At 52.5% G+C, this 18,028-nt stretch carries 18 protein-coding genes; all 18 read right to left on the minus strand.

All coding sequences use genetic code 11. The features are described 5' to 3' along the window. Nucleotides 1–25: 25 nt before the first annotated feature. Nucleotides 26–415: a YraN family protein gene (locus L6H65_RS05030; RefSeq protein ID WP_236339390.1), complete on the minus strand. Its 390-nt coding sequence runs from the start codon at nucleotides 413–415 to the stop codon at nucleotides 26–28. After that, complete coding sequence (locus L6H65_RS05035; protein WP_236339391.1) at nucleotides 412–738, minus strand: EscU/YscU/HrcU family type III secretion system export apparatus switch protein; 327 nt, start codon at nucleotides 736–738, stop codon at nucleotides 412–414. The genes L6H65_RS05030 and L6H65_RS05035 overlap by 4 nt, the downstream gene beginning before the upstream one ends. After that, the gene (locus L6H65_RS05040) at nucleotides 735–2,444 is read right to left on the minus strand and encodes a TP0910 N-terminal domain-containing protein (RefSeq protein WP_236339392.1); all 1,710 of its coding nucleotides are present in this window, start codon (nucleotides 2,442–2,444) and stop codon (nucleotides 735–737) included. Before L6H65_RS05040 ends, L6H65_RS05035 begins: the two co-directional genes overlap by 4 nt. A gap of 280 nt (nucleotides 2,445–2,724) precedes the next feature. After that, nucleotides 2,725–3,336 (minus strand): ribonuclease HII, encoded by a 612-nt coding sequence (rnhB, locus tag L6H65_RS05045; RefSeq protein ID WP_236339393.1) that lies wholly within the window; start codon nucleotides 3,334–3,336, stop codon nucleotides 2,725–2,727. 101 nt (nucleotides 3,337–3,437) lie between these two features. Beyond that, nucleotides 3,438–4,307, minus strand: coding sequence for a ribosome biogenesis GTPase YlqF (gene ylqF / locus L6H65_RS05050; protein WP_236339394.1), 870 nt, complete (start codon nucleotides 4,305–4,307; stop codon nucleotides 3,438–3,440). 9 nt (nucleotides 4,308–4,316) lie between these two features. Further along, nucleotides 4,317–5,012, minus strand: coding sequence for a signal peptidase I (lepB, locus tag L6H65_RS05055; protein ID WP_236339395.1), 696 nt, complete (start codon nucleotides 5,010–5,012; stop codon nucleotides 4,317–4,319). Between the two features lie 84 nt (nucleotides 5,013–5,096). Further along, nucleotides 5,097–5,438 (minus strand): 50S ribosomal protein L19, encoded by a 342-nt coding sequence (gene rplS, locus L6H65_RS05060; protein WP_236339396.1) that lies wholly within the window; start codon nucleotides 5,436–5,438, stop codon nucleotides 5,097–5,099. Between the two features lie 578 nt (nucleotides 5,439–6,016). Beyond that, nucleotides 6,017–6,763, minus strand: a complete 747-nt coding sequence (gene trmD / locus L6H65_RS05065) for a tRNA (guanosine(37)-N1)-methyltransferase TrmD (RefSeq protein ID WP_236339397.1) — start codon at nucleotides 6,761–6,763, stop codon at nucleotides 6,017–6,019. Between the two features lie 4 nt (nucleotides 6,764–6,767). Next, entirely contained in the window at nucleotides 6,768–7,286 is a 519-nt protein-coding gene (rimM, locus tag L6H65_RS05070) for a ribosome maturation factor RimM (protein WP_236339450.1), read from the minus strand. Nucleotides 7,287–7,370: 84 nt separating this feature from the next. Beyond that, nucleotides 7,371–7,601 (minus strand): KH domain-containing protein, encoded by a 231-nt coding sequence (locus tag L6H65_RS05075; RefSeq protein WP_236339398.1) that lies wholly within the window; start codon nucleotides 7,599–7,601, stop codon nucleotides 7,371–7,373. Nucleotides 7,602–7,627: 26 nt separating this feature from the next. Next, nucleotides 7,628–7,900 (minus strand): 30S ribosomal protein S16, encoded by a 273-nt coding sequence (rpsP, locus tag L6H65_RS05080; protein WP_236339399.1) that lies wholly within the window; start codon nucleotides 7,898–7,900, stop codon nucleotides 7,628–7,630. A 50-nt stretch (nucleotides 7,901–7,950) separates the two neighbouring features. Next, a complete protein-coding gene (gene ffh / locus L6H65_RS05085) occupies nucleotides 7,951–9,324 on the minus strand; it encodes a signal recognition particle protein (protein ID WP_236339400.1) in 1,374 nt (457 codons plus the stop codon). A 638-nt stretch (nucleotides 9,325–9,962) separates the two neighbouring features. Continuing rightward, on the minus strand, nucleotides 9,963–10,334 hold the full coding sequence (gene ylxM / locus L6H65_RS05090; RefSeq protein WP_236339401.1) for a YlxM family DNA-binding protein: 372 nt from the start codon (nucleotides 10,332–10,334) through the stop codon (nucleotides 9,963–9,965). Between the two features lie 265 nt (nucleotides 10,335–10,599). Continuing rightward, on the minus strand, nucleotides 10,600–11,598 hold the full coding sequence (gene ftsY / locus L6H65_RS05095; RefSeq protein WP_236339402.1) for a signal recognition particle-docking protein FtsY: 999 nt from the start codon (nucleotides 11,596–11,598) through the stop codon (nucleotides 10,600–10,602). 149 nt (nucleotides 11,599–11,747) lie between these two features. Further along, nucleotides 11,748–15,326, minus strand: coding sequence for a chromosome segregation protein SMC (gene smc, locus L6H65_RS05100; RefSeq protein WP_236339403.1), 3,579 nt, complete (start codon nucleotides 15,324–15,326; stop codon nucleotides 11,748–11,750). A gap of 194 nt (nucleotides 15,327–15,520) precedes the next feature. Beyond that, nucleotides 15,521–16,219 (minus strand): ribonuclease III, encoded by a 699-nt coding sequence (gene rnc / locus L6H65_RS05105; protein WP_236339404.1) that lies wholly within the window; start codon nucleotides 16,217–16,219, stop codon nucleotides 15,521–15,523. Continuing rightward, entirely contained in the window at nucleotides 16,209–17,447 is a 1,239-nt protein-coding gene (gene fabF / locus L6H65_RS05110) for a beta-ketoacyl-ACP synthase II (protein ID WP_236339405.1), read from the minus strand. The genes rnc and fabF overlap by 11 nt, the downstream gene beginning before the upstream one ends. Before the next feature lie 251 nt (nucleotides 17,448–17,698). After that, a complete protein-coding gene (gene acpP / locus L6H65_RS05115; RefSeq protein ID WP_236339406.1) occupies nucleotides 17,699–17,932 on the minus strand; it encodes an acyl carrier protein in 234 nt (77 codons plus the stop codon). Nucleotides 17,933–18,028 lie beyond the last annotated feature (96 nt).

The following is an 18,028-nucleotide window of genomic DNA, read 5'->3' on the forward strand; positions in this document are numbered from 1 at the left end:
AGCGAGCGCCTGGGTTATTTTCAGACTAGAACGCCCCTTCGATATGATTTATAGCTATGATCTGATCACTGCTCCGCTCGATTGTCACTGCCATCACATCGAATCGAATCGCGGCGGCTTGGCTCAATTTGTTGGCCAGCATGTAAACCTGCGATGTCGCTATTACCTGATGCTGCTTGCGCAAGTCAACTGATTCAGCAGCCGTTCCAAAACGGCCGCCCTCCGTTCGGGTTCTAACTTCGATAAAAACAACAATCCCGTTATAACTTGCTACAATATCAAGCTCTCCGGATCGGCAGCGCCAATTGCGGTCCGATATGTGATAACCCAGCGATATTAGACGCTCAACCGCCGCATCCTCGCCTCTCCTGCCAAGCAGCCGCCTTCGATCCGTTCTCTCACTGCCGGTGTTCACTTTTTCAAGCCTCCCGCTCGCTGATCGGACCGATAAACGAAAGACAGTATTTCTGCGACGAGCGTGTACAGCTCTGATGGAATTTCTTGATCGATGTCAAGCTTGGACAGCACTTCAACTAATGAAGCGTCCTGCTGGATCGGCACTCCGTTCTCCGCTGCCTTATCCATTATAGCCTCGGCTATTTTCCCCCGTCCTTTTGCAACTACTACAGGGGCTACCCGATCGCCCGGCTCGTATTTGAGGGCCACAGCTTTCTTCAGCGGCGACAGCTTTCGTTCGTTGGCCTGGTTCTGTGACTGCTCGTGCCTGTTATCGCTCATGCGCGGAAATCCACTCCTTTGTAAGGCTTGGAGGACCATTCCGCCGCAGCTGGGGTTTGCAGTGAGGATGATTTTGTTTCAACCGCACCGGATGCATCTGCAGTACGGTCCGGCATTGGCGTCGAACGAAGCGTCAACAGCTGATAACCGGCATTTTGCAGCGCTTCTGTCACTTCCCCGCGAGAGGATTCAAGCAGCTCGGCAATTGCCGGATGATCGTTCCACAGGTTAAGGCTGACGATTCGGTCAACAATCTGCACATCGACAACGGTGTCGCCAAGCGATTTCATGCGAAGATCGAACAGCAGCCTGCAGTTATGCGCATCAAGCTCTCCCTTGCGCCCGCGACGGGTCTGTATATGGACGGAAGCCGTCTGGCTGCCATCGCTGCCGCGAAGCGGAATGAACATCGTAATATGGGTAAATGGCGAGCCTGTTCTTTCCTGTGACAGCAGCAGCTGCTGCCCAGTAATTTGTTGAACCAACTGCTGCGCTGTTTCGCGAAGCGCGGGCGGTACATCGTCACCAGAAGCCAATGTCATTAGTACACTTTTGAGCGAGTCGATGGAGGGCGGCTTCGCCGCTTCCTGTTGAGCAGCATCAGGCACTATCATCTGCGCCGGCGTACCGGCTTGAGCAAGCTGTCCTATGCGATCTCCATGAACAGGAACGGCTCCCCTGTCTTGTTGGAGAGCGCCGGTTTGCTGCTGATCCCCCGGGCGAGCTGCAGCAGCTTGTTTATCCGCCCCTTGCGGCAGCACCGTGCCGTCAGGCCGGCCTTCAGGCGCGCTTCCGGCTTGCAGCGCCGGATTGGTTCCCGGCGCTGCAAGCATGCGCTCATGGTCAACGCCAAGCCATTTGATCAGCTGGTCTAGCCAGCCGGACGGGCTGCTCTGCTGCGCGGACTGGGTTGCGCCAGCGCTTGCGGTAGTACCGGCTTGGTTCTGTGCCGGTACGTTGGGGCTGCTTGGCGCAGCAGCAGCAGCCTGCGCTGTGCTGGGATTGGCGGCGCCTTTGGCTGCGGCGCCCTGGGCGGCTGCGCCGGTATTGGCTGCGGCAGCGCCGGCAGCCGCAGCACTGGCGCTGGCCGCGGCCGCAGCGGCTCCGGCGGACGAGCCGCGCCAAGCGGCAAGCCCCTGCTCCAGCGTCTCCAGCAGCGCATGAGCAGGCGCTCCATAAAGCGCCTGCTGCAGCGCGCCTATCGTTGCGCCGGTCATCGGCAGCCCTCGCTTATGAGCGAGCGAAGCTGCCCCCATCCAGGTCTGTGGATCCTCGCCCTGTGGCATCAAGGCGGCGGCTTGCTGGAATTGACGCGCGGTTTCTCGCGTCACAGCAGTCAAGCCATCGCGGCGAAGATCGCGAGCAAGCTCCAGCGCCCACTTCTGATCCGGCAAGCCAAGCGCTTTCGCAAGATCCTTCAAGCTCTCTTCCGGAAGCACGGCGGATTGCCCGTCAACCGGCTTTAACACAAGAGTCCCTGCAGTCGACTGCGGCTGTACTTGCAGCAGAGTCGATTGCCCTGGTTGAAGAGGTGTTTCCAGCTTGGCACGAACCTGAGTGCCATTTATTTGTACAAGCGCTTCCTGATTGTCGATCATTTGCACGAACACACCGCGCACAATTTGACCGACCTTCAGCTCAAGCGCCTTGCTGTCAAGCGCTTGAACCTCTCCGAGCAAGCTGCCCATCAATTGTCCAATATTCATAAGCAATCGCTTCCTTTCCGTCAAGAGCCTGCACCGTTACAGCGCACGCGGACTGCCCGCGCTCTCTCAAACTGCCTCTATTCTCATTATCGGCTGTTTCACGGGACTAGTGAACCTGCAAAACGAAGCAATATCAAAAAATAAGTTTTATTTACACTCCACTTTTCTCTCTATAGTCGATCTCGCTCTTTACACTCCACTATTCTCTCTATAGTCGATCTCGCTCTTTACGCAACACTTTTCTCACAAAGCTCGGCCTGGCCCTTCACGCTTTCCAGCCCTAGAACAGCACCTGCTGCTCTGTGAACAGCTTGCCTAGAAACGATTGACGGTGAATGGGGCTTGGACCGTATTCAAGCAGCCTCTCCCGATGGAGCTTTGTCGCATATCCCTTATGTATAGCAATACCGTAGGCCGGATATAGAGCATCCCACTCTCCGGTGCATAGACGATCACGCGTTACCTTAGCGAGAATGGAGGCGGCAGCAATCGATTGGCTTCTGGCATCGCCTTTAATAATCGCCATCTGTGGGATATCACAATCCACCTTCTCCGCATCTACCAGCAAATAATCGGCAGCAATTTGTAGTGACCCCACCGCCTGTTTCATTGCCAGCCTTGCAGCCTGTTTAATATTGATTTGGTCAATCGTCGCAGCGTCTACCCGAGCTACAGCCCACGCCAGAGCATCCGCAACAATCTGCTCGTAAAGCAGCTCGCGTTTCTTCTCCGATATTTTCTTGGAATCATCCACGCCATCCAGCACCAGCCCCTGCGGCAAAATAACAGCAGCAGCGACCACGTCGCCGAACAGACATCCCCGGCCTACCTCATCGATCCCCGCTATTGCACCATATCCTTGCGCCCATAGCGGCGTCTCAAACTCCAGCATCCCCATGCCTCCCAATCATATTCCTTCATAGCCCCGCCGTGCCCAATCCTTCTCCATCAATTCAAAAAATGCCCCCTATTAAAGGGGGCAGCCATCTCTTCCTACCTATCTTCCGGCGCTTCAAGCGAGATCCGGCCAAGCTTACCTGCACGCATTTCGCGTAAAATAATACCGGACGTCTTCTCCAAATCGACGCGACCGCCGCTTACCAGACATCCCCGCTTGCGGCCAATGTCCTCCATGACGCGAATAATTTCATCCGCGTCTTCCATATCCTTGGGCGGCTGGTCAATGCCGAATCTTTCAGCAACGGTAGCCCAGTAGCGCTTCACGAGCACCTTAACAGCGAAGAAAGCAATATCCTCCACATTCAGCACCTGCTCCCGAATCGCCCCTGTCATCGCCAGCCGATAGCCAACGAGTTGGTCCTCGAACTTCGGCCAAAGAATGCCTGGCGTATCCAGCAGCTCCAGCTCCGTTCCGGCTTTGATCCACTGCTGGCCCTTCGTAACGCCCGGCCGATCACCGGTTGCCGCAATATTGCGGCCTGCCAGCCGATTGATAAGTGTAGACTTGCCGACATTCGGAATACCGACGATCAGCCCTCTCACCGCTCTTGGATTAATCCCTTTGGCAATTTGACGCTCGATCATCGCATGCAGAATTGCCCTCGCACGTACCGGAATCTCATTCACTCGCGTACCTGTAGATGAATCAACCGCCAGACAGGCATGGCCTTCCTCCGCAAAAGCGGCAATCCACTGCTCAGTCGTGCGGCTATCCGCCAAATCCGATTTATTGAGCACGATAAGACGCGGCTTATCCCGCAGAATCTCGTCAATCATCGGGTTCCGGCTCGAAATTGGAACGCGTGCATCAAGCAGCTCAATAACGATATCAATCAGCTTAAGCTTGTCTTGAATCTGCCTCCGCGCTCTCGTCATATGACCGGGAAACCACTGGATCGTCATGCTGTCACCTCATTCATGTTTAACAAACGAAATATCCTTGAGCGGCCAAAAAACAACATCCGCCCGTCCGACAATTTCTTTCATCGGAATATAGCCGATTGCCCGGCTGTCCTGGCTGTTCCGACGGTTATCGCCGAACGCCAGCACCATATCCTCCGGCACGGTATCACTTTGCACCCTGTCATTCGGGAAGTTTGCAGTCGGTCCTTCATTGTTGAAAATCTCGCCATTTGCCTTGGCCGCTTCAATTGATTCCTTCAAGTAGGGCTCCTCAACCTTGACCCCGTTAATATATAAATTATCTCCTTCGTACTTCACTTGATCGCCAGGAACGCCAATAACCCGCTTAATGAAATCCCGGTTCTGATCCGGCACATGGAACACAAGCACTTCTCCGCGCTTAGGCTCGCGAATATCATATATCAGCTTATTTACAATAAGCCGTTCACCTGTATGAAAATTAGGCTGCATGGATGGACCATCAACGATAAAAGGAGAGAATAAGAAATATCTGATCACGATGACGAGCAGCGCAGCAATCGCAAGCGCCTTCACCCATTCGACAATTTCATTTTTCGCACGACCGCCAGAGGGAGCACCAGCAGCAACCACTTCAGAACGGGCAGCATTTGCTGATTGTCCACCTTCTGAATGTCCCTTTTCCAGCTCTTGAGATTCATCATTTGACCGTTGCTGTTGATCCATATTCTCACCCTCTTCAAAGCAAATATTAAGACTTCTAAAAAAACGAAAAGGGACTTGTTTGTGCAAGCCCCTTCTTGTCGTTCATTAGCGAATTTCTTTAATTCTCGCAGCTTTACCACGAAGGCTACGCAGGTAGTACAGTTTCGCGCGGCGAACTTTACCACGACGTGCTACTTCGATCTTCTCGATTTTCGGCGAGTTGAATGGGAACGTTCTTTCCACACCAACACCGTACGAAATTTTACGAACCGTGAACGTTTCGCTAATTCCGCCACCGCGACGTTTAATAACAACGCCTTCGAAAAGCTGGATACGCTCGCGAGTGCCCTCGATAACTTTAACGTGAACTTTCAACGTGTCACCTGGACGAAAGTTGGGAAGATCTGTCCGCAACTGTTCACGAGCAATCGTTTGTAAAAGATTCATGATTAATTCACTCCTTCCACCACAGACGTTCTTATGTGCTCACCGATTGATTCAACAAACCGGTATCATAGCCTCATAGCGGACCGCCCGACTATTCAAATACAACACCAGCAATTTTACCACATCTATATCCATAAAACAACAGCCTATTTTCTGCTTGCCCATTTTTCTGCATGACCTATTTATCAGGTATGTCTTTTTTCTGCATAGCCTGTTTATCAGATCTGTCTATTTCTCTACATAGTCTATTTATCAGATCTGTCTATTTCTCTACATAGTCTATCTATCAGATCTGTCTATTTCTCTACATAGCCTGTTTATCAGATCTGTCTATTTCTCTACATAGCCTGTTTATCAGATCTGTCTATTTCTCTACATAGCCTGTTTTCCTGCTCCAGTGCAGCATCACATTAGAGCATTCCTCACACCATATCACCATGCAGCCTCACTCAGAGGCATACATCGCATTATGCACATCGTTCACAGACGTTCTTCACGCTATGGCACTCTATGGTCAATTGTCCGTGCCACATCTCTGAAGCCCATGCCAGTCTCTAAAGTCTGCAATACAAGTCTAGCTACTCCTGCGACTTCTCCTGTATTACAAGCCGTTTAAGCCAAGCGCGCTCCTTCGCAGTCAGCTCAGCGCTCTCCAGCAGCTCCGGCCTCCGCTGAAGTGTACGGAGCAGTGACTGCTCCCTTCTCCACGCTTCCACATTGGCGTGATGTCCCGACAACAGGACTTCCGGCACTTCCCAATCACGGAAAACGGCTGGTCTTGTATAGTGAGGATATTCCAGCAATCCCGTACTGAAGGAATCCGTCACCGCAGACGTTTCATTCCCTAGAACGCCTGGCAGCAGACGGACAACGCTGTCGACCACGACCATCGCCGGCAGCTCGCCACCGGTCAGCACATAATCGCCAATCGACAGCTCGTCCGTGACGAGATGCTCGCGAATGCGTTCATCATAACCTTCATAATGGCCGCACACAAAGATGAGATGGCTCTCTCCCGAGAGCTCCTCTGCTTTGCGCTGGGTAAATGTCTCGCCCTGCGGGCACATCAGAATAACGCGCGGAGCTTGAGCGCCCTCCGCAACCAAATCCTCCACAGCTGCAAACAATGGCTCGGGCTTGAGCACCATGCCGCCGCCGCCCCCGTATGGATAATCATCGACTGTGTTATGCTTGTTGTTCGCATAATCACGAAAGTTGACCGCATTCAGGCTTACGATCCCTTTATCTCTCGCCTTGCCGAGAATACTCGCCCCGAATACGCCTTCGAGCATTTCGGGGAACAGAGTCAGCACATCAATTCTCATGATGTCAGATCAATCCTTCCATCAGTCGCACAATGATCTTCTTCGACTCCACATCGACGTCAAGAACAACCTCGTCGATGACAGGAATAAGCAGCTGCTTCCCTTTGGCCGGTTGAACTACCCATACATCATTGGCTCCAGGAACAAGGATTTCCGTAACAGCGCCCAGCTCTTCGCCCTCTTCCGTGACGACTTTGCAGCCGATGATCTCGTAATGATAGTATTCCCCTTCATCCAGCTCGCCAAGATCATCCTTGGATACTTTAAGACTCCAGCCCTTATACTTCTCCGCAACATTAATATCGTCAAGATCCTTAATCTTCACGATATACATGTTTTTATGCAATCTAGCTCCCTGAATCACGACGGTGATTCGCTGCCCCGTCTCCGGATTCTCCATAACCAGCTCATTGCCCTGAGCGAAACGCTCTTCGGGAAAATCTGTTTGCGAGACCACTTTGATCTCGCCTCGAATACCGTGCGTATTGACTATCTTCCCAACGAGCAGCCATTCAGTATCCATCATTGTTCCCTTCACCTTCTTTCGTATTTTCCATCGAAAAAGGGCTAGGACATTTCATCCTAACCCTGCTTCGATGTACGATCGTTACGAAATAATATCGACCATGACGCGCTTATGCGATTTGACAGCCGCCGATGTGACAACCGTTCGCAGCGCTTTAGCAATCCGTCCTTGCTTGCCGATCACCTTGCCGATATCGGCGCTATTGACCGACAGCATATAGACGGTGCCCCGATCGTCTTCCTTCACGTCGACTCGCACGTCTTCCGGGTGATCCACTAAAGCCTTCGCTATGACAAGAATCAAATCTTTCATCGTCTAGGCCCTCCGCTAAAGAGCAGTTATTTCTGAACTTTAAGCTCATGGAACTTTTTCATAACGCCTGCTTTGGAAAGCAAGTTGCGAACCGTATCAGAAGCTTGCGCTCCGTCTTGAAGCCATTTCAACGCTTTTTCCTCATCGATGCTCACTTGAGCCGGTTGTGCAACCGGATTGTAAGTGCCGATCTCTTCAATGAATCGACCGTCACGCGGGGAACGGGAATCGGATACTACTACGCGATAGAAAGGCGCTTTGTGCGCACCAATCCGTTTCAAACGAATACGTACTGCCATGTCATTCACCTCCTTGAAAGAATAAACAGCTATGCGGCATCATTTCCCGCCTATTTAGAAAACGGGAATTTCTTCCCGATCATTCCTTTGAGACCCTTCATTCCGCCCTTTGGCCCTTTCGGCCCCATCATGGACGAGAATTGCTTCATCATTTTCTTCATATCGTCGAATTGCTTAATAAGACGATTCACATCAGCTACTGTCGTACCGCTGCCTGTTGCAATCCGTTTGCGGCGGCTGTGGTTCATAATCTCAGGCTTCTGCTTCTCTTCCTTTGTCATCGATTTGACGATGGCTTCGACGCGTCCGATCTGCTTATCATCCACCTTGACGTTTTTCATTTCCTTCATCTTGCCCATTCCGGGCAGCATGTCGAACAATTGATCCAGCGGTCCGAGCTTTCGCACCTGCTCCATTTGATCAAGGAAATCATCGAATGTGAACTCAGCCGTGCGCATCTTGCGCTCCATCTCAGCCGCTTTCTCCGCGTCGATGCCGGATTGCGCCTTTTCAATGAGAGAAAGCATATCGCCCATTCCAAGAATACGCGAAGCCATCCGGTCAGGATAGAAAGGCTCCAACGGTTCGATTTTCTCACCAGTAGCGGCGAATTTGATCGGGCAGCCGGTTACAGCTTTTACCGACAACGCAGCTCCGCCTCTAGTATCGCCATCGAGCTTCGTCAGGACAACGCCTGTCAGCTCAAGCTGGCTGTGGAAGCTTTGCGCAACATTGACAGCCTCTTGGCCTGTCATAGCATCGATAACGAGCAGCACTTCATCCGGCTTCGTAATGGCATGAATCTGATGAAGCTCTTCCATCAGCGCTTCATCAATATGAAGACGACCAGCTGTATCGATGATTACATAGTCATGATTATTGTCTTTCGCATGCTGCAGGCCAGCCCGCGCAATCTCGACAGGCGAGGTTTGGTCTCCCAGTGTAAACACTGGCACGCCAATTTGTTCGCCCAGCACCTGGAGCTGTTTGATTGCAGCAGGACGATAAATATCGCCGGCAACAAGCAATGGCCTATGCTTTTCCTTAAGCAGCAGCTTCGCCAGCTTGCCGGAAGAGGTTGTCTTACCGGCACCCTGCAGACCAGCCATTAGAATGACCGTCGGCGGTTTGTTCGCCTTCGCCAGCTTGCTGTTGGTTCCGCCCATCAGCTCGGTCAGCTCTTTATTAACAATATCGACGACGACCATGCCTGGCGTGAAGCTCTTCATCACTTCTTGGCCGATCGCGCGTTCCTTCACCTTGGCGATAAAATCCTTCACCACTTTAAAGTTAACATCGGCTTCAAGCAGTGCAAGCCGGACCTCGCGCATTGCCTCGTTTACATCGTCCTCCGACACTTTGCCTTTGCCGCGCAGCTTGCCGAATACGTTCTGCAGCCTGCTTGCCAATCCTTCGAACGCCATGACCGTCACCCCCTAAAGTAATCAAAGTTTAACACCCTTGGAGACTTCTAACACAACAACATTCATTTCAGTCAACCGTTCGCCAAGCATCCAACCATCTAGGTAAACGACTCTGTAAGCCGATATATTCCCCTTACAGACTCGAACGTTGCTGCTTTTCGTGCTGTAAGCAGGTTTTTCCGCCTTAACACTGCCACTACAGCTCGTTTGCCGCTGATTGGTGCGCTGTAAGAAGGTTTTTCCGCGTTACAGCCACTGACGATGCTGCTTTTCGTGCTGTAAGCGGGTTTTTCCGCCTTAACACTGCCACTACAGCTCGTTTGTCGCCGATCGGTACGCTGTAAGCTGGTTTTTCCGTGTTACAGACTCGAACGTTGCTGCTTTTCGTGCTGTAAGCAGGTTTTTCCGTCTTAACACTGCCACTACAGCTCGTTTGCCGCCAATCGGTGCGCTGTAAGCAGGTTTTTCCGTGTTACAGACCGAACGTTGCCGCTTTTCAGTGCTGTAAGCAGGTTTTTCCGTCTTAACACTGCCACTACAGCTCGTTTGTCGTGACTCAGCGAGCTAGAAGAGAATTTCAGTGCTAAACGGATGCTGGCTTTGTTATGTACCTTTGCCACAATCCATCGGGCGGGAAGTTAGTCGCGTTCCCCTTCGCGCAAGCCATCGGCGATTCGGAGAAGCTCAGTGCGCAGCAGAGTGTCAGAACCAGCTAATTCGTTAGCGCAGTTCGTGAGCTTCTCCAGCCATTGTTCAGCAGCCTCGTGCTTGACTAGCAGTCCGAGCTTGCTCTCGTAATCCTCTAATGCGGATTCAGCCCGCTTAATATGCTCATATACAGCTTGTCTGCTAATATCGAACTCACCAGCGATTTCACTTAACGTATAATCATCGTGAAAATAATATTTAAGAAAAGTCTGCTGCTTCTCAGTGAGCAGCGGCTCGTAAAAATCAAAAAGCATATTGATTCGGTTAGTTTTCGCCAGGGCGTCAGTTTGTTGAAACGTCATCAGCAGCCCCCCCCTTCGTCAAGGGAAATACCTTGACACTTTACCACGACGTCTATCATAACGCAGACATCCATCCACTGTCAAGTATATTCCCTTGTCAGCGTGTCTTTGTTTGTGTCTTTGTTTGTGTCTTTGTTTGTGTCTTTGTTTGTGTCTTTGTTTGTGTCTTTGTTTGTGTCTTTGTTTGTGTCTTTGTTTGTGTCTTTGTTTGTGTCTTTGTTTGTGTTTGTGTTTGTGTCTGTGTCTGTGTCTGTTCTTATCAGTTTTAAGACTGGACTTCCGACTCTTCCGCTTTTTGAATGAGACCCGCGAATAATGCATGTACGAACTGATCGGAATCAAATTCCTGCAGATCGTCCATTTTCTCGCCGAGTCCGACCAGCTTCACTGGCAAATTCAGTTCATTGCGAATCGCAATGACGATACCGCCTTTGGCTGTTCCGTCCAGCTTCGTTAACACAAGACCCGTCACGCCGCTTTTCTCTCCGAATAGCTTGGCTTGGCTTAGCGCATTCTGCCCTGTAGTCGCATCAAGCACGAGCAGCACCTCATGCGGTGCGCTTGGCACCTCGCGCTGGAGGACGCGGAATATTTTGTTCAGCTCATCCATCAGGTTGGACTTGTTCTGCAATCTGCCCGCCGTGTCGCATAAAAGAACGTCAACACCGCGATTTTTGGCCGCATTAATGGCATCGTACATAACGGCTGCCGGGTCGGCGCCGGACTCCTGCTTGATAACGTCGACGCCGACACGCTGGCCCCATACTTCCAATTGCTCAATCGCGCCAGCGCGGAAGGTGTCTCCCGCTGCAAGCAGGACGCTTTTTCCTTCAGATTTGAACTTATGCGCCAGCTTGCCGATTGTCGTCGTTTTGCCTACACCATTGACTCCAACGAACAGAATAACCGTCATGCCCGAATCTGCCATGCGAAGCCCGTTATCCTCATCCCTCTTGAGCAAGCCGACTAGCTTCTCTGACAATACCGGCTGCAATTCTGCCGCATCCTCGATTTTGCGCTTCTTCACTTCGGCGCGCAGATCGTCGATCAGTCCCATAACTGTATTGACGCCTACATCTGCTCCGATCAAAATTTCTTCCAGCTCTTCGTAGAAGGCCTCGTCGATTTTTTTGCGGCGGGTTATGAGCTCCTCCACCTTCTCCACGAAGGCGGTGCGCGTCTTGGTCAACCCCTCTTTAAAAATATTCGTAACCGCTTCGGTTTTTTGCGAAATGCTTTCCTTTAACCGTTTGAAGAAACTCATACTGATCACTCCATCCCTTTACTCGCAAAAACCGGGCTCGGACCCGACATGTATCGCCCCACCTCACGCTGGAATCTGCGCGCGGTGCAGAAACTTATGTCCGTCCGACTCCGGTTTCTGTTCATGTATATGAAAACACTAGCCCGTCTTTAGGAAGCATATACCGGCTCCTCGTCCTCCAAGCGGACGGATACCAGCTTGGATACGCCGCCTTCCTCCATCGTAACCCCGTACAGCACGTCCGCTTCCTCCATCGTTCCCTTGCGGTGTGTAACGACGATAAACTGCGTCAGCTCCGAGAATTCACGAAGATATTGCGCAAATCTGGAGACGTTGGCTTCATCCAATGCAGCTTCAACCTCATCGAGGACACAGAACGGCACAGGCTTGACTTGCAGTATAGCAAATAACAGCGCAATCGCCGTCAATGCTCTTTCTCCGCCCGACAGAAGCTGCAAATTTTGCAGCTTCTTGCCCGGAGGCTGCGCAACGATGTCAATGCCGCTATCCAGCACGCGATCCGGCTCGACCATAATAAGATCCGCCCGTCCGCCGCCGAACAGCTTCGCGAATACGATGACAAAGTGGCCGCGAATCGCCTCGAACGTCGTGCGGAATCGCTTGGACATCTCTTCATCCATCTCGCGAATAACCTGATAGAGCGTCGTCTTGGCATCAATCAGATCATTCTTCTGGTCGCTCAGGAAGGTATAACGTTCCTTAACGCGCTCATACTCCTCAATCGCCCCAAGGTTGACCTCGCCAAGCGCCGAGATGCTGCGTTTCAGGTCGCGCACCTCATTCTGCATCGCCTGAATGTCTTCAGGGACAGGGTAGCGCTCCTTCGCCAATTCAAAGCTCAGCTCATATTCCTCGCTGAGCTTGCGAAGCAGGTTCTCCAGCTCGACATCGAGACGATTGGCTGCAATTTCTGTCTGACGCAGCCCGTCCTCAACGGTGCGCAGCTGTGCCCGCTGCTCCTTCGTCTCGCTCTCGCCCTGCTCCAGCTCGCGAGTCATATTGGCTCGCTGCGCGCGCTGGATATCCGTCTGCTCCGAACAGGAATCCTTCTGCAGACGCAGCTCGTTCAACTGCTCAATCTGTCTGACGCTCTCCTGCGCATGCTGCTCCGCATCCTCTTCCTGGCGCGCCAGCATATCGCGAAGCCCTGCCAACTCCCCTTTCGCGCGGCCGATATCCGACCTGACGCGAGCGGCCTGATCCTCGAAGGATTGCTTCTCCTGGTCGGTCTTGGCTACAGCGATCTTGATATCTGTCAGTTGGCCTTGCAGATGCTCCTTGGCCGTCTCGTTCTCCTTGCGCCGACTCTCAGCCTGCCGAATCGCCTCCTGGAGCTTCGCTTCCTCCCCAGTCAGCTCTGCAAGACGACGCTCGGCTTCCGCAGCAGATTGCTTGATCTGCTCCCGCTCCGACTTGTGACCGACAGTGTCAGTCTCGAACAGCTGACGCTGCTCCTCCAAATGTCGGTTCTCATTATCGAGCTGCTGCAGCTCTGCCCGCAGATGCTGCTCATCAATCCGGCGCTGCTCGCCTTGACCGCGCAGCTCATCGACATTCTGGCTTCGAATGGATTGCTCCTTGCGCAGGTCGCCGATTTTGTCGCGCAGCTTCACGAGCTGCTCCTCTGTCGACTTGATCTCTCCATCCAGAGCTTCGATCTGACGCTGCCTGCCGAGCAGGTTGGCGCCCTTCTTCTGCAGACTTCCGCCCGTCATGGAGCCGCCCGCATTGACAACATCGCCTTCCAGCGTAACAACTCGGAACCGATAGTGGCATTTCGCCGCGATCCGGTTCGCTTGCTCCAATGTTTCAGCGATAATGACATTGCCCAGCAGATTGTCGACGATGGACTTGTATGCAGAATCACAGGTGACCAGATCAGCTGCTACGCCGACAAAGCCCTCAATCCCGGCAATAACCCGCTTATCCTGTTCTGGAATGTTCCTCCCGCGAATAACGTCCAGCGGCAGGAATGTCGCTCTTCCGAGCTGGCGCTGCTTCAGGAACGCGATTGCAGCGCGAGCGCTCCGCTCATCATGCATGACAACATGCTGCAGCGCGCCGCCAAGCGCCGTCTCCACGGCCAGCTCCACCTTCTCCGGCACGCGGACAAGCTCGGCAACAGCGCCGTGCACCCCCTCAAGACCACCGGAGGTGCGGCGTGACGCCTTGAGCACTTCACGGACGCCCTGCATGAAACCATCCAGATCATCCTGCATTTCTTTCATCGTGTCGCGTCTGGATCGCAGCGCTTCAACTTTCTGCTCCCACTTGCGGATGGCTCCCTGCGCTTCTTCCAGCAGCTTCTGCCCGGATTGCAGCCGTTCGCCCTCTTGAATATAGCGATCGCGCGTAGCTGTAATCTCAGCTAAAGTATCCGCTAGTCTTTGCCCCAGCTCCTCGCGGCGCGCAGTCAGCTTCCCATACTGCTCCTGCCACTTGGATTGTTCATCGCCCAGCCGTTCCATTCTGCGCTGCAGCGTTTCCTCCTGCTGCGAAGCATAGCGAATTTCATTGCGCAGCTGCGCCATGGAGCTGAGCACATCAAGGAGGTCGCTCTTGAGCGATTCCTCGGCATCCCCTGTTAAGGAAGCCGCGTTGCCCAGCAGCTGCGCTTCCTCTTCAAGAAGCTTCTGGCGAAGAATGGTCAGCTCGTTCTCCAACGCAGCCCCTTTGCTCCGAAACTCTGCCTCTTCCTTCGTCAGAGCCGCGATTCGCTGCGATTGCGATTCAATCGATGTCTCCAGCTGTGCCCGATTCCCGTCCAGATTGCGCTTGCGCTCCTTCAGAACCTCGCCATAGCCCTCGCACTTCTCATAATCCTCGCTGATCTGCAGCATCGATTCATGCAAACGATCCAGCGCTTCCTCAATCTCCCGCAGCTTCTGGCGATCCTTCTCAAGCAAGGCATCATGCTTGCTCACTACCGTAGACAGCTGCAGCTGCTCTCCCTGAAGCCTGTTCATTCGCTCATTGGCCTCGCTCCAGGAGCGATGCACCGTCTCAATATTATGTACATACATGGAAATCTCAGACGTCTTAAGCTGTTCCTTCAGCTGTTTGAAATTTACAGCCTTCTCCGATTGCACACGAAGCGGCTCCACCTGATCCTCAAGCTCGGATACAAGATCATGAATCCGCAGCAGATTCTGCTCCGTTTCATCAAGCTTCTTCTGTGCTTCGCGCTTGCGCGACTTATATTTCACAATACCGGAGGCTTCCTCGAAAATTCCGCGGCGATCCTCCGATCTCGTACTTAGAATCTCTTCGATCCGGCCTTGTCCGATAATCGAATAAGCTTCCTTGCCGATTCCGGTATCCATGAACAATTCCGTAATATCTCTTAGCCGGCATGGCTGCTTGTTAATCATATATTCACTATCGCCGCTGCGATGGACGCGGCGCGTAACCGTCACCTCATTATAATCAAGCGGCAGCGCATTATCGCTGTTATCCAGCGTCAGCGACACTTCACTGAAATTAACCGCTTTACGAGCATCGCTTCCGGCAAAAATAATGTCTTCCATCTTGCCGCCGCGCAAGCTCTTGGCACTCTGCTCGCCAAGCACCCAGCGAATGCCGTCGCTAATGTTGCTCTTGCCGCTGCCGTTCGGACCGACAACCGCCGTTATACCCCTGACGAACTCCAGCTCCGTCTTGTCGGCAAACGATTTAAATCCTGCTAATTCAATCCTTTTCAGGAACATAGCTCAGCCTTCACCTCACCGACTATTGTATCATAATTAACCGAAAAGGACATGCTGAAATCCACCATCGGAGTGGAATAAAGCGTTGCGAAAAAGCGCTTGAAGCAGCGTTGTGACGACACATTCTTCCCCCTCGCGTGAATAAAAAAATCCCGGTCTCCACAACAGTGGCCCAGGATTCATCCATACCAGCATCAAGCTTGTTTAAATAAGCTCCGCCAGGCTTCCGCAGCCGCCTGCTGCTCCGCTTCTTTCTTCGTGCGGCCTACGCCTGTTCCCCACATCTGCTCGCCGATATAAACCTCGACGACAAATTCGCGATCATGCGCAGGTCCACGCTCTTCCTTGATCCGATATTCAATGGGACTCATTCCGGCATGCTGCGCTCGCTCCTGAAGGGTAGACTTGTAATCCTTCACAAGCAATCCGCCGTCTATGTCGATATGCGGAAAGATGTTGTCAGCCAGAAATGCGCGGACGGCCTCAATACCCTGATCCAGGTAGATCGCGCCGACAAAAGATTCGAACAGATCCGCCAGCAATGCGGGACGCTGTCTGCCGCCCAGCTGCTCTTCGCCCCGCCCAAGCAGAACATGAGCGCCGAAGGAGAGCATATCAGCAAAACGCGCAAGCGAGGGCTCGCATACGATGGAAGCGCGCATTCTCGTCAGCTGTCCCTCAGGCCTGTCCGGAAAGGTACGGTACAAATGCTCGGAGACGGTAAGCTGCAGAACGGCATCGCCCAAAAATTCCAATCGCTCGTTATGCTCAAGCTCCCTCTGCTTATGCTCGTTCACATAGGAAGTATGCGTAAAGGCCTGCTTGAGCAAACGCGGCTTATGAAAGCGAAGCTGCAGACGCTGCTGCAGCTCCTCAAACCTATCATGCTTCATATTTCTTCATCACGATCGTAGCGTTATGACCGCCGAAACCGAACGAATTGGACAATGCCACCTTTACATCCGCTTTGCGCGGCGTGTGAGGCACATAGTCAAGATCACATTCCGGATCAGGATTATCCAAATTGATCGTTGGCGGTATGATGCCGTTTACAAGCGTAAGGCCGAGAATAACAGCCTCAACGCCGCCGGCTGCGCCCAGCAAGTGGCCTGTCATCGATTTGGTCGAGCTGACAGCAACCTTGTAAGCATGATCGCCGAACGCTTTCTTAATCGCAAGCGTCTCCGATCTGTCTCCGACTGGCGTAGACGTTCCATGCGCATTGATGTAATCAATAGTCGAGGGCTCCAGACCCCCGTCCTTCAGAGCGCGCTGCATGCAGCGCGCTGCTCCGTCCGGATCAGGCTCTGTCATATGATAAGCGTCTCCGCTCATGCCGTAGCCGGCAATCTCCGCATAAATGCGAGCGCCACGCTCCAGCGCATGCTCCAGCGATTCAAGCACAAGCACACCAGATCCTTCGCCCATAATGAATCCGTCACGGTCGATATCGAACGGGCGGCTCGCTTTGGCCGGCTCATCATTGCGGGTTGACATCGCGCGCATGGAGCAGAAGCCTGCCATGCCTGTCGGACGAATGGTCGCTTCTGCGCCGCCGCAGATCATAACATCCGCTTCGCCGCGCTGAATCAGCTTGTAGGAATCTCCGATGGAATGCGTACCCGTGGCACAAGCCGTTACAGCTGTGCTGTTAGGGCCTTTGGCGCCAGTTGCGATAGAAACTTGACCGGAAGCCATATTCGCGATCATCATCGGAATAAAGAATGGACTGACGCGTTTAGGTCCCTTCTCCAGCAGAATATTATGCTGATCCTCCCAGGTTCCAAGACCTCCAATGCCGGAGCCGATCATAATGCCGACACGCTCAGCATCCACATTGTCGCCTATTTGGAGCGCTGCGTCCTTAACAGCCATCTGACTGGCAGCGACTGCAAATTGAACGAAACGATCCATGCGGCGTCCTTCTTTTTTATCAAAATAATCCTCTGGATTGAAATTTTTGATTTCTGCAGCAATTTGGGTTGGATATTCGGATACATCAAATGCCTCGACATGCGAGACGCCAGACTTACCTTCCATCAAGCTTCCCCAAAATTGATCCAAATCAGTGCCGAGCGAGGTCATGACCCCCATGCCCGTAACGACCACTCTCTTGTTCATTCCAAATCACCTCTGCTGGACAACAATATTTGTTACGTGCCTGTAATCTATTAAAAACGCGGTTGCGCTTGTTCATTTCCAGGGGAACCATGCAAGAAGAAATAGTTGACGCCGTCATTAATGGCGGTGCAAGGGCTTCTTCCCGTTGGAAATATAATCAAAGTATAGGATGAGCATATACTTTCTTATATTTTGAAAAAATGCGTTAGATGGAGAGAAGTCCCGCCTTGTGAACGGGACTCGCCTTTAACTTAGGTGTGAGATTGTATGTAATTAACTACTTCTCCCACACTCGTAATTTTCTCTGCATCTTCATCAGAGATCTCCAAATCGAACTCATCTTCCAGTTCCATAACTAGTTCAACGACATCGAGAGAGTCAGCGCCGAGGTCGTCTTTGAACGACGCTTCGATGGTGACTTCTGTTTCGTCAACGCCAAGGCGATCGACAACGATGCGTTTTACACGCTCTAATACATCGGACATCCGGTTCACCTCCTCCATGGTATTATACGAGAATTGCGGACAAATTGCCATATGTCTATCGGCTGCCTCAGCGTGCTCCACAGAAGCAGCAAATTT

Origin of the sequence: Paenibacillus plantiphilus, assembly GCF_927798095.1 — a bacterium.
Lineage (GTDB): Bacteria > Bacillota > Bacilli > Paenibacillales > Paenibacillaceae > Paenibacillus_Z > Paenibacillus_Z plantiphilus.

What these genes read in the sequence shown, in the direction of transcription:
- smc (WP_236339403.1), bottom strand. Translation starts at nt 15,326, where the DNA reads ATGTTCCTGAAAAGGATTGAATTAGCAGGATTTAAATCGTTTGCCGAC.
- ffh (WP_236339400.1), bottom strand. Translation starts at nt 9,324, where the DNA reads ATGGCGTTCGAAGGATTGGCAAGCAGGCTGCAGAACGTATTCGGCAAG.
- rplS (WP_236339396.1), bottom strand. Translation starts at nt 5,438, where the DNA reads ATGAATCTTTTACAAACGATTGCTCGTGAACAGTTGCGGACAGATCTT.
- rimM (WP_236339450.1), bottom strand. Translation starts at nt 7,286, where the DNA reads ATGGATACTGAATGGCTGCTCGTTGGGAAGATAGTCAATACGCACGGT.
- rnhB (WP_236339393.1), bottom strand. Translation starts at nt 3,336, where the DNA reads ATGCTGGAGTTTGAGACGCCGCTATGGGCGCAAGGATATGGTGCAATA.
- ftsY (WP_236339402.1), bottom strand. Translation starts at nt 11,598, where the DNA reads ATGAGTTTCTTCAAACGGTTAAAGGAAAGCATTTCGCAAAAAACCGAA.
- acpP (WP_236339406.1), bottom strand. Translation starts at nt 17,932, where the DNA reads ATGTCCGATGTATTAGAGCGTGTAAAACGCATCGTTGTCGATCGCCTT.
- L6H65_RS05075 (WP_236339398.1), bottom strand. Translation starts at nt 7,601, where the DNA reads ATGAAAGATTTGATTCTTGTCATAGCGAAGGCTTTAGTGGATCACCCG.
- lepB (WP_236339395.1), bottom strand. Translation starts at nt 5,012, where the DNA reads ATGGATCAACAGCAACGGTCAAATGATGAATCTCAAGAGCTGGAAAAG.
- rpsP (WP_236339399.1), bottom strand. Translation starts at nt 7,900, where the DNA reads ATGGCAGTACGTATTCGTTTGAAACGGATTGGTGCGCACAAAGCGCCT.
- L6H65_RS05040 (WP_236339392.1), bottom strand. Translation starts at nt 2,444, where the DNA reads ATGAATATTGGACAATTGATGGGCAGCTTGCTCGGAGAGGTTCAAGCG.
- trmD (WP_236339397.1), bottom strand. Translation starts at nt 6,763, where the DNA reads ATGAGAATTGATGTGCTGACTCTGTTCCCCGAAATGCTCGAAGGCGTA.
- ylxM (WP_236339401.1), bottom strand. Translation starts at nt 10,334, where the DNA reads ATGACGTTTCAACAAACTGACGCCCTGGCGAAAACTAACCGAATCAAT.
- fabF (WP_236339405.1), bottom strand. Translation starts at nt 17,447, where the DNA reads ATGAACAAGAGAGTGGTCGTTACGGGCATGGGGGTCATGACCTCGCTC.
- rnc (WP_236339404.1), bottom strand. Translation starts at nt 16,219, where the DNA reads ATGAAGCATGATAGGTTTGAGGAGCTGCAGCAGCGTCTGCAGCTTCGC.
- L6H65_RS05035 (WP_236339391.1), bottom strand. Translation starts at nt 738, where the DNA reads ATGAGCGATAACAGGCACGAGCAGTCACAGAACCAGGCCAACGAACGA.
- ylqF (WP_236339394.1), bottom strand. Translation starts at nt 4,307, where the DNA reads ATGACGATCCAGTGGTTTCCCGGTCATATGACGAGAGCGCGGAGGCAG.